The sequence below is a fragment of the Paenibacillus sp. J22R98 genome (assembly GCF_059383835.1).
In genome coordinates this window covers 279547-297483 of record NZ_JBXENW010000005.1, presented here as the reverse complement: position 1 = coordinate 297483, position 17937 = coordinate 279547, and the positions used below count along the sequence as shown (strand labels likewise).

General features: G+C 44.9%; 12 protein-coding genes and 2 pseudogenes. 10 read left to right on the top strand and 4 right to left on the bottom strand.

The window, feature by feature from the left end:
• Positions 1-15: 15 nt before the first annotated feature.
• Positions 16-1272 (top strand): annotated as a pseudogene (locus AC50Y3_RS16830) (peptidase); the annotation flags it as partial.
• A gap of 719 nt (positions 1273-1991) precedes the next feature.
• Here the strand turns inward: AC50Y3_RS16830 and AC50Y3_RS16825 are convergent.
• Positions 1992-2609, bottom strand: coding sequence for a hypothetical protein (locus tag AC50Y3_RS16825; protein WP_494819882.1), 618 nt, complete (start codon positions 2607-2609; stop codon positions 1992-1994).
• Here AC50Y3_RS16825 and AC50Y3_RS16820 point away from each other — a divergent pair.
• The 7 genes from AC50Y3_RS16820 (at position 2542) to AC50Y3_RS16790 (ending at position 10232) form a co-directional block, all read left to right on the top strand.
• Positions 2542-4083, top strand: a complete 1542-nt coding sequence (locus tag AC50Y3_RS16820) for a recombinase family protein (protein WP_494819881.1) — start codon at positions 2542-2544, stop codon at positions 4081-4083. The two genes, AC50Y3_RS16825 and AC50Y3_RS16820, sit on opposite strands and share 68 nt — an antisense overlap.
• Before the next feature lie 854 nt (positions 4084-4937).
• Positions 4938-5705 (top strand): hypothetical protein, encoded by a 768-nt coding sequence (locus AC50Y3_RS16815; RefSeq protein ID WP_494819880.1) that lies wholly within the window; start codon positions 4938-4940, stop codon positions 5703-5705.
• Positions 5706-5784: 79 nt separating this feature from the next.
• On the top strand, positions 5785-6006 hold the full coding sequence (locus AC50Y3_RS16810; protein WP_494819879.1) for a hypothetical protein: 222 nt from the start codon (positions 5785-5787) through the stop codon (positions 6004-6006).
• A 693-nt stretch (positions 6007-6699) separates the two neighbouring features.
• Entirely contained in the window at positions 6700-7866 is a 1167-nt protein-coding gene (locus tag AC50Y3_RS16805; protein WP_494819878.1) for a phage major capsid protein, read from the top strand.
• A 76-nt stretch (positions 7867-7942) separates the two neighbouring features.
• Positions 7943-8077, top strand: coding sequence for a plasmid mobilization protein (locus AC50Y3_RS16800; protein ID WP_494819877.1), 135 nt, complete (start codon positions 7943-7945; stop codon positions 8075-8077).
• 218 nt (positions 8078-8295) lie between these two features.
• Positions 8296-8649 (top strand): hypothetical protein, encoded by a 354-nt coding sequence (locus AC50Y3_RS16795; protein ID WP_494819876.1) that lies wholly within the window; start codon positions 8296-8298, stop codon positions 8647-8649.
• A 182-nt stretch (positions 8650-8831) separates the two neighbouring features.
• Positions 8832-10232 carry a spore germination protein gene (locus AC50Y3_RS16790; protein WP_494819875.1) on the top strand — a complete coding sequence of 467 codons (1401 nt, stop codon included), beginning with the start codon at positions 8832-8834 and terminating at the stop codon, positions 10230-10232.
• 558 nt (positions 10233-10790) lie between these two features.
• Here AC50Y3_RS16790 and AC50Y3_RS16785 read toward each other — a convergent pair.
• The 3 genes and pseudogenes from AC50Y3_RS16785 to AC50Y3_RS16775 form a co-directional block, all read right to left on the bottom strand.
• Positions 10791-12425: a hypothetical protein gene (locus AC50Y3_RS16785; RefSeq protein ID WP_494819874.1), complete on the bottom strand. Its 1635-nt coding sequence runs from the start codon at positions 12423-12425 to the stop codon at positions 10791-10793.
• Positions 12426-13064: 639 nt separating this feature from the next.
• Positions 13065-14093 (bottom strand): annotated as a pseudogene (kamA, locus tag AC50Y3_RS16780) (lysine 2,3-aminomutase); the annotation flags it as partial.
• Between the two features lie 150 nt (positions 14094-14243).
• Complete coding sequence (locus tag AC50Y3_RS16775; protein WP_494819873.1) at positions 14244-15656, bottom strand: sigma-54 interaction domain-containing protein; 1413 nt, start codon at positions 15654-15656, stop codon at positions 14244-14246.
• Positions 15657-15789: 133 nt separating this feature from the next.
• Here AC50Y3_RS16775 and AC50Y3_RS16770 point away from each other — a divergent pair, with 133 nt between their 5' ends.
• Positions 15790-16083, top strand: a complete 294-nt coding sequence (locus AC50Y3_RS16770) for a hypothetical protein (protein ID WP_494819872.1) — start codon at positions 15790-15792, stop codon at positions 16081-16083.
• A gap of 139 nt (positions 16084-16222) precedes the next feature.
• Entirely contained in the window at positions 16223-17917 is a 1695-nt protein-coding gene (locus tag AC50Y3_RS16765) for a M3 family oligoendopeptidase (protein ID WP_494819871.1), read from the top strand.
• The last annotated feature ends 20 nt before the right edge of the window (positions 17918-17937 follow it).

The window sequence follows — 17937 nt, the reverse complement described above, 5'->3', positions numbered from 1 at the left end:
AAGGAGGCGGACAGCATGAACCTGAAGGCGCAAATTCATGAATGGATGCTGCAGAACCGTGAGGAAGGCGTTGGATTGCTGCAGAGCTTGGTCCGAATCGCCAGTACGCAAGGCAATGAACAGGAAGCGCAATTGCTCGTTGCAGGCAAATTATTCGAGATGAAACTGGATGTGGATCTGTGGGAGCCCGATGGTGCCCTGCTGGAAAAGCATCCTTATTTCTATTCGCCGAGAACAAGTTTCGCGGGCAGTCCGAATGTCGTGGGCATCATGCGAGGGAGCGGGGGCGGCCGTTCGATCATCTTAAACGGTCATATGGACGTGGTGCCGGAAGGCGATCGATCGCAGTGGCGCAGTCAGCCGTATAGCGGTGAAGTCGTGGACGGGAAGCTGTATGGGCGCGGTGCATCGGATATGAAAGGCGGCAATGTCTCGTTGCTGCTTGCGATCCAAGCGATTAGGAGCTTGGGTATTACGCTGAAAGGTGACGTGATCTTTCAAAGCGTCGTCGAGGAAGAAAGCGGTGGAGCCGGAACGCTGGCTATGATTGTGAAAGGGTATAAGGCGGATGCGGCTTTGATACCGGAACCGACCAATATGCGGATTTTTCCGAAGCAGCAGGGGTCCATGTGGTTCCGCATCGTGGTAAAGGGTCGGGCCGCACATGGGGGAACGCGGTATGAAGGCGTTAGCGCGATTGAGAAAAGCATGCTCGTGGTCGCTCATGTGCTGGAGCTTGAGCAGGTGCGTAATGCGGGGATCCATGATCCGCTCTTCGCGGATAATCCGATCCCCATCCCGATTAATATCGGCATGATTCAAGGCGGCAATTGGCCGTCTTCCGTGCCGGACACGGTGACATTGGAAGGTCGCATGGGCGTAGCGCCGGAAGAATCACTTGAGCATGCCAAGGAGCAAATGGCCAACTGGCTGGAGCTGCTCGAGGAGAAGGACGAGTGGTTCCGCACTGCACCGCCGGAACTCGAATGGTTCGGCGCCAGGTGGGTGCCGGGAAGTGTAGATCCGGCCCATGAGTTGGTGCGGATCGTGGCGGAGCAATACACGTCGGTGACGAATCAACCGGCAGTATTGGAGGCTTCGCCGTGGGGCACGGATGGCGGGCTGCTGACAGTTCTGGCCGATACGCCGTGCATTGTGTTCGGCCCCGGCCTGACGCAGATGGCCCATTACCCGAACGAGCATATCGAGCTCGCTGCCATGTTCGAAGCAGCCGAGATCATCGCGCTCACGTTGACGGAGTGGTGCGGGGTTGAGGTTGAAAGTGATGGCGAAGGTGAAGTCGTAGGCGTAGGTGGGGGCTCGGGAGCATGTGATGTAACATTAAGGGATGAGGAGAAAGCAGAAGAGTTGATTAGATTGGTCGGGGATGAAGATAGTGGTGGTGTGGTACTGGTTGAGGTTGGAGTTAGTGTGGATTCGGCGGGAGTGGTCGTGCAGGTACACGCTGTGGAAACTGGAGTAGGAACGGAAGTTGACGTACGAGAGGGAGTTACAATAGAGGTAGATGAAGCGCATGAATCAGGAGTAAGAGCAGAAGCAGAAGCAGGAGCAGGAGCAGGAGCACAACAAGATGAACAAACCGTAACAAAAATTCATCGGCACTAAATGGCCAAGCGGCCATTTTCGGCTACATGTACTGAACAAACCCATAAAAATGCGCTAACGAATCGTAGAAGCCTTATTCATTCGAAAACAGCTGCTAATTTATTCTAACGAATCGTAGAGGTCTTATTAGGGGCAATAGGAGCGCAAAAGGGCATTTTAACACAAAATAACGTTTGTAGGATTCGTTAGAATTTCAAATGATAGAAATTATCCTAAATAAGACCTCTGTGATTTGTTAGAGATTTCACAGGGTGAACGCCACCGTGACAGCATGACAAAAGCCGCTTCAAAAGCGCATTGCGCACTATTGAAGCGGCTTTTTGCTGTAGTTAAACGTCTAACGGCAGCTAGCGTCGCCGCAGCGCTTACTCGCTCGTGCCTTCAGGCTCGCTCTTCGGCGCCGCCGCTTGCTCCGGCGCGCCATCCCCGCCGGCAGGCGCTGGCTGCTGCTTCGCACCATCGCCAACCGACTGATCCTGCTGGCGCGCGCGCATGAGCTTTTGCTTCATCTCGTCGCGTTTCTCGCGTTTGTCCTTGAGCGAGTGGTGATCGGCCGCCTGCTCATACAGCTTGCGTCTGCCGATGCGGCGCAAATTTTCTGGCACCAGGTTGAAATTTTCATCCTTGATGAGCGAGATGATGCCGGTGCTCGGCGGCTGCTTCTCGATGCCATAGATTTCGTTGAAATATTCATCTGCACGGCCGGGCACATAATTGCTAGGCTCGGGATAACCGACGATGACGCCTTCATAGTTTCGCAAAATCACTTTATCCTGACTTTGCGAGATCAGATAGTTCGGCTGAAGTGCGATTTTACCGCCTCCACCAGGGGCATCGACGACGAAGGTCGGTACTACATTTCTTATATGATGTATGATAAACTGAGGGAAATCAACGAATAGGAAGTGAACGGGAATGCACTTAGCTATGTACTTGCGTATCTCACAAGAAAAAAAGGGTGAGGGCGTTGAAACTCTAACCAATCATAGGAACATTCTCGTCGAGTTCTGCAAAAAATTTGGACACACCTTTGAGGAGTTTTCAGAAGTACTATCTGGTGGGGCATCTGATATGGATCAAAGACCAGAACTGCAACGTCTGTTAAATACTATTGAACGCTTTGACGGAATACTGGTAATTGAGTTGTCACGGTTGAGCCGTAATGGTTATATATCGGAACTCGTTCTAAAGTACTGTCAGGATTATGACAAGCCTATCGTGACCCCTGACAAGACTTACGACCTTGCCAACAGCAACACTGACGTTCTGACATTCCGTTTTGGTTCATTAATAGCGAGTCAAGAGCATGCCTTAATTGGTAAACGTTCCAAGAATAATAAGATTGCTATGACCAAACAGGGACTTCATATAGCAGGTGGCATTCCATACGGGTATAGACGGAACACGAAAACAAAGAAGCTTGAAATCTTTGAACCCGAAGCAAAAGTTGTACGTTATATCTTTGATCTTCACTCACAGGGGCTTGGTAGTCGCAAAATCGTTGACATCCTGAACCAAGAAGGCTACAAACCGCAGCGATCAGAAGCATTCCAATCGCCCACGGTAAAACGAATAATCAAGAACTCTGCATACAAGGGCACAGTCGCTTTCCAAGATCGGAAACGCATTAAAGAGGGTGGCAAGTATGTTTACAAGGTATTGAACACAATCGAATACCACGATGCCCACCCACCTATTATACCTGTTGAAGAGTGGGAAAATGCAAACCATGAACGGGTTGCCAGAGCAGAAACATTTGGGGCATATCGTAACAAGCCGGCACCAAAGACAGGAACGACTATGCTTAAGGATTTGCTATACTGTGGCATCTGTGGGCGGAAATCAACTATAACCAAAGAGCCAAACGGGAGGTATACGATCAAGCCATGTGGATTTCAACTACCCAATAGTGCTGAGAAGTGCGGAAACAGCGGTGTCAAACTGGAATACGTCGAGTCCGATATTCTTGAGGCGTTGAAGTCACATCAGGAACGAATGAAACATGAACTTTCTCTGCTTGAGCAACAGGATTTGTCTAACGTTGAAGCCGATTTACAAGAAAGATTAGCACACGTGGAGTCCCAGATCAGTGAGAATCAAAGACAACAAGCCAATTTGATTGAATTAGCTGTTTCAGGTATCTTTACGCACGATGAGTTGAAGTCAAAAAGACAAGCATTGATCGATATGGGGCAAGCGTTGGAACAAAGTCGCCAGAAGTTGTTGGAACAAGGTGAGTCCATCAATGTTACAAATCACATTGAACAGATTACTCAACTATTTAAATTGTTGGACGGCTTAGATTCTTTGTCAGCAGAAGCGCAAAACATTGTGTTGAAACAAGTTATTCACAAGATACATTTCACACGTAAAATGCCTATTGAAGTTAAGAAGCTGACAACAAGGAGTCAGATCAGACGCGACTTCCCATATGATTTAGCTATTGAATACTTTTGACAAGGGACGTTCCCAGAACAGGGAGCGTTCCTTTTTATGTCAGCATCTATGACATTGTGTTGAATTAGCATGGGCACTTTGTACGGACAAGCAATATCTAATCGATCTGAGGGCAACTGACAGTGGCTTTCAAATGGTTTTGAGCTGGATTTCATCCAATGACCAACCAAGGGCAGCCATTTCAAGGTGCTGGGCAAGGTCAGGACAGGGGGCAAAATGGGGTCAAAAAGGATGGTTACGGTTCTGGGCTTGTAACTGATTTGGTTCTGTAACGGCTGAAACCCTTGGTACACAAGGGATTGAGCAAAATGGTCATAGTTACACTATCCTGCCCCAAAAGCTTTCCCCTATAGATCATTCACCATTACAGTCTTCTATATAAATATATAATTTTAAAAAGATATGTAACCCTGTAACTTAAGTAACACCCCTTGGTACTACTGGGTTTTGGGTTACGAAAAGGTTACATATTTCGAATTCTCTTGTAACCCATCCCTTGACCTGTTCTGTCCTGTGCCTGTCCAATGCTCTCTGTCCATCTCCTGACCACCTGTGCGCCATACTGTGACTCCATTCGCTTATTCTGGTGTAAATACCTGTACACGCCTACAACGCCGTATATGACTTCTTGACGCGTCTGAGATGGTTTGTGAGCTGCTGTCCATATCCTGACACACGTTCTGAAATTTATTTTTCCATCGATTGTGAAAAATCCAGTTGAGTTGTGATTAAGTAGGTGGAAAGAGGTAGATATTTTTTTATCCATCTGGTGACACCAATGACACCAAAGTGGACGGTGTAGGCTGTCATTACTGGGAACTAATATTCACCAAACTAAACTAGGGGAAAAGATCATGGAAAAGAACAAAGTGGGCAGACCAGCAACAGGACGAATTGGATGGTGGAGCATACCACTATGGGAACGTGAACGGGAACAGAGAAGCATTATGAGACATCACAGATTTGAACGAGACGATTTCATGCAGTACGTCATGACCAACGTCAATCCTGTTGACCAGAACGAGTACATTGCCCAATGCATTAACGAGACTCTGAGAATGATATACAAGCGCGTTGCAGACCGTGTTTTTACGAGAGACAAAGGTCTGGTGTGGCATGACAGTGGGCTACACCGCACAGATGGTTATTCTGCAGATGTCCTAGATGCTGATTATTCACCAATGACTTTGACAATCGAGTCCTATCGTGATTACCAGAAAGGGTACGTCAATGATATGGCTATGGAACGGTATCTGTTGGCAATGGTGGTCAAGGAATTGGTCAAGTGGCTCAATGGTGACATCGATCGGTCAAAGTGGACAGGTAAGGTTAACGGTGATTTCCCACGGGATCTGGATCTTGCTTATCAGCCATTCGTCAAGTTTATGAGAACGGTCATCAACAAGCGTGAACAGGATTTCAAGACCAGCAAACTAAACCTCATGACCAATGATTACAACTTCAGATTTGATCAAGCAGAAGATGACGAGATCAGACGAGAAGAAGATGAGATCAAGCAACTGAGGAAAGAGTACGTTGCGGCATATTGGGAATTTACGAAAGAAAATAATTTTACACTTTTCGGCGACATGACGGTAAAAGTGGATATTTCAGTTCGATAATAGATATTAAGAGGGTAAAACGGAATTCATTTTTTTGCCCGCACAATACAACCAACTATACCGAGGAGTGACAGACAACATGTCCAATAACAAACGATTTACCTTCCGTGTTTTGTCAGATAAAGATCAAGCCATTGTCGATACTTTCCTTACTGAGAATGAGCATATTGATTTTCCGAGTTTTATTCGTAAAGCAGCAATCAACGCGATCATTGCCTCAGAGGATCGGAGATTGGAACAAGCTGTGGAACGAATCAACGCCCATCAACGTCAATACGGCGGGCAGCTACTTCCAGAATAAATTGCTTTCAGCTATGGCTCATGACCTTTTGATCGTGGGCCTTCTGGTGCAAGCAATTTGCACAAACGGGAACAGCAAGGTTTCGTCCTGCTCAGTACCACATTTAGTGGGCATGTCGTAAATGAGGATATGTCCCCTATTAAGTTCGCTTCACCTTTGACGCCACAACGATCACGCTCGTCTCATAATGTGACTAGATCACAAGAGACAGCAGAAAGGAATCAACTTCAACGTTGACTCTAGTTTTCGTGTTGCATCGATGTCTGGTCTCTTGTGAATTTCTTCTAACGAGGATCTTCTTCAGATGATCTTCCTCGCCCCTCTTTAGGTGAGGTCGTTCGTTTTTCCAAGTTGCGTCCAGTAACTATAACTGGACTGTGGTTTGCCTGTTGTCCACATTTCAGCAAAACGGGTACGTGGTTTGTCGGTTTCCACATTGAGAAAATAACCGACTCCTTTTTTATTGTCCCATGCATTGACCTTCCTAGCAGGTTTTTCTCCTCCGAGTTTACTGCTGGGGCTGTCAATGGATTGGACAAGTTGCCTGCCTTCATTGGCGGGCTTTTTGCCGTTCCACTCGAGTTCTTGGCACTGATCTGGGCGGATCGCTGTCCAAGGGCTTATACAACTGAATCCGACAATCGCATAGCACGAAACGACACATAAACAATCCAATTTACAGGAGGTACGACAATGTCAGAACACATTAACGAAAAAGCCTTGAAAGATGAGCGCTGGGATCAGATCGAGATCGTGGAAAACATCCTAGAAACGGCAAAGGCAGAAAAGCGCGGTTTCAAGGCTCCTGAACAGAAAGCCGTAAACAACGCAAAAGCACGGATCAATGAAATCGATAGCATCTTAGCAGGTGTTGAAATCAGAGGAGCGGTTGAAAAAATGACAATGGTAAAAGACGTGGAAGCAAACAAAGAGGCAGAACAACGCAAAGCAGATGAGCAAGCTTTCATGACACTGGTTAAAGAGAACCGTGCAACTGGTGGTATGGCAGCATCGGGTAACGGTGTTGTAATTCCTGTTTCTATCGCAGCTCGAGTGGTCGAGGTAGCAAAGAACGTCAGCCCTCTGGTTCAAAAGGCTACGATCTGGAATGTGAGCGGTGACCTTCAGCTTCCCGCATACGACTACACACAAAACGTATTCCAATACGTCACAGAAGGCACTGCAGTAACTGACAGCAACGGTACATTCACTGGGCCGAAACTGCAGAACTTCATTCTTGGCTCACTGACCAAGATCTCCAACAGTTTGATCAATCGCGCTGACATCGATGTGGTCTCGATCATCATCCGCCAGATCGGTCTATCGCTTGCACTGTTCCTTGAGAACGAACTGATCAACGAATCTGGTGCAAAGCTGAAGGGTCTTAAGAGCGGTGTAACCAATTCGGTCACTTCGACTAACACGACTACTGCTGTAGTTGATGTAAAGAACGTAACAGATCTGATCAAGCTGCAGATGTCCGTTCCTCAGGTACACCAAGCCAACTGTGCATGGTTGATGAATCCAGCTGTATGGACTGCAATCCGTTCCTTGACTGGAGCGTCTGGTAACCTTCTCTTGAACGGTGACGACACTGGTATCTCTGCTGATGGCGGTTTGGTTCTCTTTGGGAAGCCCGTGATGCTATCGGACGCAATGCCAGCAGCATTGGCACTGAATGCAAAAGGTGTCTTCTACGGTGACTTCTCTGGTCTTGATATCAAGATGACTACCAACGTCCAAGTCAAGGTACTTCTTGAGCGTTATGCAGCCGAGTACCAAACGGGTATCGTATCGTTCCTAGAACTGGATAGCGTTATTGGTGATGCTTCCAAGTTCGCAGTTTTGACAGGCAAGTAGATTTCACAGGGTCAATCCTTCACGGGGTTGGCTCTTTTATTTAAACATTACGTGACACAGCTGGGAGGTGACCACAATGGCAAAGAACAAATTCCTAAGCTTTCGAGTTGATCAAGAAGAATTAGAACAGATCAAAGTACTAGCCCATTCCCATAGCATGACGGTATCGGCATATGTACGACACGCATTGAAATTACAAGATGAAAAATAAGGAGATGGGTACATGAGCAACAAAGGATACAGTCATCTGAGTGAACGGAAAACGGACTGGAATGGGTCGCACGATTTGAGATCTGAACAGTGCTATCAGTGTAATCGGTATGTCCCTATCACATTCATGCACAACACTTTACAAGGATGGTGCAGAGGATGTTACAAGAAGAAACGAGATGCAAGCTCAAATACAAAATTCCTAGGAGGAACGGAAAGATGACGAATCAAGAAAGATATAACAGGGAAGTAACCCATCAAGAACGGTACAGTCAGGCAGCTCAATGTGCCAGTTTTACTAATGGTAAATGTTTGGTTACAGGTTCTCTTTGTAGAATTGCCCATTTCACAGACCGCCCATGTACCTACTTTGAAACACACGTTGCGCCGCCTTTGTACAAGATGGACGAAACGAAATCGATTGAACAAACTTTCCGTACTTGCAATGAGTGTAACAAGCGATTCAAAGGTGTTGGACGTTCGGCTTATTGTGGTGAGGTTTGCAGGGCGATCAGAAGAAGCAAAACGAATAGAAAACATTACGGCAAAATTAAGTCAAATAGCATCAATTAAGCCCTTGATTTTACTGGCTTTTTTAGCTCTATTTTTGAGGTCTGGTATGATCCATCCTTTTTGCTTTCAATCGGTCTTAAAGCATAGGCAATTTAAAAACTCATGTTGATTTTCTTCATTACGCTTTGGGGCAGAATAGTATAACAAAAAGAAGGGAACACTGCATTTTGGGGGTGTTTTCTGTGCAGGAGTATATGTTGGAGATAAAAAAAGCATTAGGACATAGTTCCGATTTTAAAATACGAAATATTGAAGAGAACGGTGTAATACAAGCAACTATTTTCTACATGGATGGATTGGTTAATTCCGATAGGCTAGAGGAACACGTAATCAAACCACTTGTACATAATAGTAATGCGGGTTTTTATTCGGCTGACATAACAGTGATGAACAGTTCAGCGCAGGCCGTTCAAGCGATCGTGCAAGGCAAAGCGGTTGTTCTTCAATATCAATTAGGCACCCTAACTAGTATTGATGTGACAATGTGGAAAGAGCGCCCTGTGTCTGAATCAATAACCGAACGCAATTCAGCAGGTATGTTAGTAGGTTTTACAGAAAAGGCGAACACAAATATTAGTATTCTGCGAGGAATTCTTAAGACACCTGATTTGACGGTTGAAACCATCCAAAAAGGCACATTAACACCTACAACTATTTCGATTGTATATATGAGAAATATTGTAGATGACGGAATTCTTCAAGAAGTAAAGAAACGGTTGGATGAAATAGATGTAAAGTACATATTACAGTCTGCCATTGTTGAGGAGGCTCTTGCGAAGAATCGTTGGACTATATTCCCGTTGACTTCAAATACCGAAGCGCCAGACGTTGCAGCAAGTACCATTTTGGAAGGGAAAGTCGTTGTATTTGTAGATAATTCACCACATGCAATTCTATGTCCCACTTTATTTCTTAGTTACTTTCAATCGCCAGAAGAATACTACAGTAAATACGGAAGCGTCCTTAACAGGATTATTAAGTTTGTCTCGTTCATAATAGCGACTCATGCGCCAGCGATATATATATTATTAGAGCGCAACGAATTAATTTCTAAAAAAGCACACAAGATGCTATATCCCGAGGATATGTTATTTTCACCATTCGTTTCGGTGATTATCTTAATTATTACTCTAAAAATTCTGGTCGATGGGATGTCTAAGATAAACAAAAATCTCGTTACTTTCTTTGCGTTCGTATCTACGGTGTTAATAAGTGAAAACATGTTGAAAATAAAAATATTTAGCCCATTTTGCTTATGTGTAGTAGCTTTTTCGTTTGTCGTAACCACTATATTTCAAAGTCGGGGATTAGCTCCGACCATGCTCACGTTGTTTAGCGTTTATTTATTGACTGCAAAGCTAACGGGGCATTTAGGCGTAATTGTGCTTACCACGTTAGTATTCATCCATATTGTGATGCTGAAAAGCATAGGTGTACCGTATTTCAGCCCCTTAATTCCGCTAAAACCTAGAGAGTTGCGCGATGTATTTTTCCGTTCAAATTTGAAAAAGTTGATAAATAGCAAACACTCCTATACAAAAAAAAGTAGACGATATAAGTTCAATAAAGACAAGTTACGATAAAGCACATCCAAGCGATTGTGCTTTTCTTTATGCCCGAAAGTGTATTCAAGGAGTGACTATGTTTAGTGTTGAAACAACTTCAAACGCGTGTCAATCCCCCCGCGCTCCTCAAGTATCGATTCTGTTTTTTCCTGCCACCGCACGTTCTACTTAGTTCAAAAAGTTCTCCCTAAAAAACGACCCTATAGATTGTAATAATTACAATTGATGATACAGAAAAATTAAGGATACAACAAAGAATCCCAACCTTTTGAGGTCAGGATCTGGGGTCATACTTGGTCTATGTTGCCACCATCAAGGTTGACCACTATCCTATCACAATGTACATTAATATTTGATTGAATCGAAATACCCTTTGGAGGAATTATGACTAAAATACGCCAAATAACCACTCATGCAGACTTTGAAAGAATGCGAGTTTTTTCACGACCTATTGTAATTTTTCAAGAAGGAGAACTACTGGATTCAGCAGTCATTATTAAAACCCATGACGATAAAATAGTCACCTCGACTACAAATGAACATTATATAAAATCTGCTTGTAAATTCTATTACGGCTCAAAGAGATGACGGAAGCTTTTCAGGAATCTTAAATGAAGGGAATAATAATATAGAAAGCTCTTCAATCTGTTTTAAGAACTCATTATGATAATCATCCAATCGTTTTGAAGGAAGGTGACTAGCAAACAAGAAGTTTTTAAAGGGGTTATAAGGGTATGATTTTGCTTTATTATCTAACAGTCTAAAAACAGGATGATTATCCTTTCTACTTATTTGATAACAGAGCAGCTCATACTCCTCGATATCTAAATGAAAGAAATGTTTAAATTCAATCGCTGATTCTTCTCGTAATTTTTCATTTATTTTCTGCTCAAAAGGTTGAAGTGTTGGACTATCACCTAAAGTAACAACCATAATATAGATTTCACGGACACCATTCATTGAAGGATGCTGAATTTGTCTCAATTCTGATAGTCGTTTAGTTACTTGAATCAAAGGGTTCACGATCATACTGTCTAGATCCTTATCAATTGATTCTTTATCAGCTAAAATGATTGAGTTAAGTCGTAACTTTTTGCTTTTGGATTCAATTGCTAACAATTTATCACCAAGCTTTATCATACAATCTGGTGAGCGTCTTCCATCATAAGAGAATTCGGGAAAATGCTCATATGATAGTCTTGACTTAGTAAGCGCCGCAGCCATGTATGAATTTGTATACTCTTCAAATGGTCTTCCAAAAAAACGATTAAATCTCAAATCGTTTTCTGGATAGATAATTCGAATTTTATGGAATAGTTCCTCAAACATTAATTCGTAAACTAATTTGGGGGAAATAGGAAAGAAACCCTCTTTATTAATTGCAAATAAAGGTTTTTTTCTTAACATAAAATAATTCCAAGATTCATCAATAGTTTCGATGGCCCATTTTTTACCATCGGTAAAACTAAAAAGTAAGGGTTCAACTATTACTTTAGCAATTTCTAAAACTTCAGTACCTTCGAAATAAGTTTCGAGTCTTTTGGTCCAGATTGTGCCAATTTCATTTTTATTTACAAATCCCACCGAAATCGCATATATCACCGCTAGATATTCTTTTATTGTATATCCGTAATGCTCAGTAAAGTCTTTGTTAAAATCCACATATTCCTTCTCATTGTATAACTCTGCATTCTTTGATAGATTATCGAAAATATAACATGAACGTGCGATTGTAGATCGATAATCAATGCTAGAGTTAAAGACAAGATTGCAGAAGAAATCGTAGTATACTGATTCTGGGTTTTCTGGTTTCTCATACAAATAATCTGAAATCGCTAAGATAAGAAATAATATTTGATTAATTCCAATATCTATATCTACCTCTTCGCTTAATTTTGATTCGTCCCCATATGCAAGTAACCATTTCCATAGATACAAGATCCCCTGTTCAGTGTAGAGAATTCTGTCTTGCAATTTATTCTCTATAAATTCACTATCAATCCCAAGCTTTTCAGAGACAAATAATATAAAATTACCTTTTATTATTTTATCTTCTTTTGGAATGTACTGTAATTGCGATAGTAAATTTAAAATACCACCCAAAGGAAGTTGACTAATAATTGAAATAATTTGTTCTTTAGGAAGTTTTTTGCCAAAAATATCATTTATGGTTGAATATGTGCCTACAAATTTCAAAAATGTTTTATTCATATTATTCATCCTTTATCGAAAATAAGTGAGTGAATCCTCTACTTCCAGATTATAGCATAATTGATGAGTCTCCAATTGATCTGCTGCATTAAATTAACTGGCAAATCAGTATCTTGTAATTAATTGTCAGTTTCATAACAGATTAGGAAAACAAATAGCCCAACTTATACAAAGCTTGACCCAAGTCCGTGCAATGTGCAGGGGCCTTTTTTTGCGTCCGAATTTAATTGCAAATATTCCCTATGTGAAAATGGCTGTCTCCTTGTGATTAATTTCGTGAAAAGACAAAACGAGGGGAGACGGAAACGACATGAACAGAGCACAAGCTGCTGATCGATTTTAATTGTTGCGGAGAAGTTCAACTGGTGAATTACTTCTCATATCGAGATACGGCAGGGGCAAAGTGTATGACAACAACGCCACCCCAGTAATCGGACATTCCAATGAAATCATACAATATACTAGCATCACGAAAGGAGCATTCACCATGAGCAGACCGAAAGGGAATGTCAGAGAAGTTAATCAACCAAATTACAAATTGTTCGCACAAGCACTCATAAACTTATATAAATCGGGACAGCGTGCTAGTTGAGACGGTGTCTTTTTTTTGCCGTTTTCTATACATTAAATAAAAAATGCAGTAGGCACAGCATACCCGCTCGTATGTCCGCGAAGCGCTTCAATAATCTCGAGCCCTTTGGAGACGGGCGCCCGGAAGTGGCCGATCCCTTCGGATAAGTCGCATTGATAGATATAGTAAGGCCGCACGCGGATTTTCACCAGTTCATGCATGAGCTTTTTCATAATATGGGTACTATCGTTGATCCCTGCGAGGATAACGGACTGATTGCCGAGCGGCACGCCGGCATCAGCCAGCATCGCGCATGCTTTCTTCGCTTCATCTGTAATTTCCAGCGGATGATTGAAGTGGGTATTCAACCAGATCGGGTGATACTTGCGAAGCATCGTGCACAGGTTCTCCGTGATCCGCTGCGGGAAAACGACCGGCGCCCGAGTGCCGATCCGTATGATCTCGACATGGGGAATTTCGCGTAAGTTTTTCAGTATATATTCCAAAATCGTATCGTTAATCAACAGCCCATCTCCGCCGGATAACAGCACATCCCGAACCTCCGGTGTATTTCGGATATAGGCGATGGCATCGTCCATCTGCTTCTTCGGCACGCCCATGCCCACTTGGCCGGAGAACCGGCGGCGCGTACAATAACGGCAGTACATGGAGCATTGGTTCGTCACGAGGAAGAGGACGCGATCCGGATAACGATGGGTCAATCCCGGTGTTGGTGAATCTTCGTCTTCATAGAGAGGATCCTCGAGATCATATTTCGTCTTCAACAGCTCCGCGGAGATCGGAACCGATTGCAGCCGAATCGGACAGCGCGGATCATCCGGATGCATGAGGGAGGCATAGTAAGGCGTAATGTTGAGGGGGATCGTTTGCGTCGAAATGAGCACACCTGCCTCTTCATCAGGCGTCAAATTGACCACTTGCTTCAGCTCATCCAGCGTCTTGATCGTATGGGTGAGCTGCCAAAGCCAGTCATCCCATTGTTCATCCGTCACATCTTTCCACAACGCTACTTGCTTCCAGTGCCTCTTGCTGCTTAGGGGCACCTTGTCCGTCCCGCTATCGTTTAACCTGCTCATGATTGGCGCACCTCCACGGATATTTGCTACTCACACCTATTGGTGCAAGAAACATGCCAACCTTGCCAAACGCAGCCCATTCCATGCAAAAAAGGCCTCTGCCTACATGCAGAAGCCAACCCGCACCCCATCATCACGCCACCCATTGATTCAAGGTTTCTTTGAAATTCCATATCGGTTCAGTTTATATTGCAAGGCTTGCCGCTTCATCCCGAGCTCCTGCGCAGTCTGGCTGACATTGTAGCCATTCTTCTGAAAAGCGATCACGATCGCTTCACGCTCCATCTGCTTCATCCGATCAGGCAGTCGATCATTTTCACCACTTTCCACCTCAGCGATCACCCGATCCGCCATCAGCCCATTAGGCAAATGCCACACCTCAATCGTTTCCTCATCGATTTCCACCATATTAAAGGCAGACTCAATCGCATGACCCAGCTCGCGAACATTGCCAGGCCAGCTATATTCCATCAATCTACGAAGTGCATCAGGTGAGATGGACCGGATTTGAAGTCCGAACACCGGATTCAGCTTCTCGATAAAATGGCTCACCAGCAGCGGAATATCTTCTGCTCGTTGCTGCAAAGGAGGGAGCTCGATCTTCACGACGCTCAGCCGATAAAATAAATCGTACCGCAGCAGCCCCTCTTCGAGCGCCTGCGCGGGATCCATATTCATAGCGGTAATGATGCGGACATCCGCTTGCTGCTCATTGGTTCCGCCTATTCGCCTGACCATACCATCTTGCAGCACGCGAAGCAGCTTGGCTTGCAAATAAACATCCAGACTGCTCAGCTCATCCAGAAATAACGTGCCGCCGCTTGCTTGCTCGAACAGTCCGGCCCGATCGACAGCACCGGTAAACGCGCCTCTTGCCGTACCGAACATGATGCCTTCCAGGAGATCAGCCGGAACGGCGGCACAGTTCTGTGCAATAAAAGGGCGGTTCCGTCTAGCTCCCGCATTGTGAATGCTTTGCGCGAACAATTCCTTGCCTGTGCCTGTTGGCCCGCAAATCATGACAGGGGATACCGTCCGCGATGTCTTTTTCGCAAGGGTTAAAGCATCTTGGAACGGTTTGCTTCGGCCGATGAGGTCGCTGAACTCATATCTTGCCGTGCCTTTATTTTTGTTTTCCTTCTGCTTGGCTTGATAGAGCTGATGCCGGAGGTCGAGAATCTGATCATGCAGCTGTACAATACTCGTAATATCTTTTGCGACTTCCAGTGCGCCGATCAGTTTGCCGTTGTCATAGAGCGGATAGGTGCTGTTTATGGTCATAATGCGTTTTCCCGTCACGTTGAAATAGGTTTGAATATGAGCGGGCAGCTGCTGGCCGGTTTGAAGCACCTTCTCGAGCGTACTCGTTTCCTGCGTAAGGGAAGGGTAGAGGTGCAAAATATTTTTCCCGAGCACTTGCTCTCGGTCAAGCCCGTCAATTTCAGCCATTTTATCGTTGTAGAAGACGGTATTGCCTTCCTGGTCAATGAAATGAACCCCTACGTCAATCGTGTTGAGGATCTTCTCAAAATAGTCGGACACGATGCTGCTCCGATCGGACATCGTTTGCTCGCCTCCATGCCGCCGCGATAATCTGCATAAATTCACACGCTATACACAAAAGTTATGCACCAAGCCGAATATTCATCACCCAGAAAGCAACCTAGCATACTGTGTAGGAAGGTGGTGATGAAAAATGGATTTTACACTTGCAGCATGGGTGACCTACACGATGTGGGCAGTATTTGCCCTTATGATCATTGATTTTGTTATAGCCTTTTCCAAATCGTTCTGGAAAGGGACTTTCGATACAACATTTCTCGGTTATCTGAAAGACATTGTCTTCTATGTCCTTCCTTTGAATTTCTTGCTTTCGATGGTTTCCATCGACCCAACCCGTTACACGCTTATCGTGCTTTTCTTTATAGGCGGGGCTTCTGTCATGTATAAGTACGTGATGGATATCATCGGTCGATTCCGAGCGTCATAATTTCATAGAAAAATGCTGTAGGGGGCTGCGAGGGGGCGAGCCCCGAACGGCCTCTTTTGGTCTGGGTGCGTTTAGGCTATAATTGGGAGGTCACGCCATTTTTACATTATTCCTCTTACGAAAGGTTAGGTGCGTATTCATGAAATTTAGCGAGTACCGGTACGAACGCCCGGATGTTAAAGAGTTTGAACAGAAGTTTAAGTCGCAATTGGAATCGTTCCTATCCGCGCAAACCTATGACGAGCAAGACGTTGCCATGACACAGCTAAACCAACTTCGCAGTGAGTTCGATTCGCAAGCGCAAATCGCGAGCATCCGCCACTCCATTGATACGAATGACGAGTTTTATAAAGCCGAGCAAGATTTCTTCGACGAAAGCGGCCCGATCGTGCAAGAATACATAACGGATTACTATCGCGCACTTGTGGGTTCCAAGTTTAGAACGGAATTGGAGCAGAAATGGGGCACTCAGCTGTTTCAATTGGCCGTGCTGTCGCTCAAGACGTTCAGCCCAGAGGTCATTGAGGATCTGCAGCAAGAGAATAAGCTGACGACCGAATATTCGAAGCTGATCGCATCTGCCAAAATCCAGTTCGAAGGCGAAGAACGGACATTATCCCAGCTCGGACCGTTCCAGCAATCCAAAGATCGCGATATGCGTAGACGAGCTATGGAAGCCTCATCTGGTTTCATGGCTGAGAACGAAGCAACCTTCGATCGTATCTACGATGATCTCGTGAAGGTGCGTACGAAGATTGCGAAGAAGCTTGGTTTCGGCAACTATGTTGAGCTTGGATATGCACGAATGAGCCGTACGGATTACAACGCGGAGATGGTTGCGAACTTCCGTAAACAGGTGCTTCAATTTATCGTGCCCGTTGCATCGAAGCTGAAGGAAGCGCAGAAGAATCGGATCGAAGTCGATGAACTGCTATATTACGATGAGAATTTCTCGTTCAAGACGGGGAATGCAACGCCGAAAGGCAATCCGGAGTGGATTGTGAAGAACGGCGAGAAGATGTACGCCGAGCTGTCTCCGGAAACCGATGTGTTCTTCCGCTTTATGCAGGATAACGATCTGATGGATCTGGTGGCCAAGAAAGGCAAGCAAAGCGGCGGCTATTGCACATACATCAGCAAGTACAGCGCACCGTATATTTTCTCAAATTTCAATGGCACTTCCGGTGATATTGATGTGTTAACGCACGAAGCCGGCCATGCTTTTCAAGTTTATGAGAGCAGAGGCTTCGCCGTACCAGAGTATAGTTTCCCGACTTACGAGGCTTGTGAAATTCATTCCATGAGCATGGAGTTCTTTACGTGGCCGTGGATGGATCTCTTCTTCGAGGACGAAGCGGACAAATACCGGTTCGATCATCTGGCTAGCGGATTGATCTTTATCCCATACGGCGTAACGGTGGATGAATTCCAGCATTTCATCTATGAGAACCCGGATGCAACGCCTGCAGAGCGCAAGCAAGCATGGCGCGAAATCGAGCGTAAATACTTGCCGCATCGCAACTACGCGAACAATACGTATTTGGAGCAAGGTGGATTCTGGCATAAACAGGGACATATTTTCAACAGTCCGTTCTACTATATCGACTACACGCTGGCACAGATCTGCGCGTTCCAATTCTGGAAGAAGATGCACGAGGATCGTCCGGAAGCATGGGCAGACTACTTGCATCTATGCCGCCAAGGCGGAAGCTTGTCGTTCACGGAGCTAGTGAAGGTTGCCGGCCTGAACTCCCCGTTCGAAGATGGCTGCGTAGCTTCTGTCATTGGCAGCATTGAGAGCTGGTTGGATGAAGCTGCTCCGAATGTTGAATAAGAATTTATAAGAGAAAACCG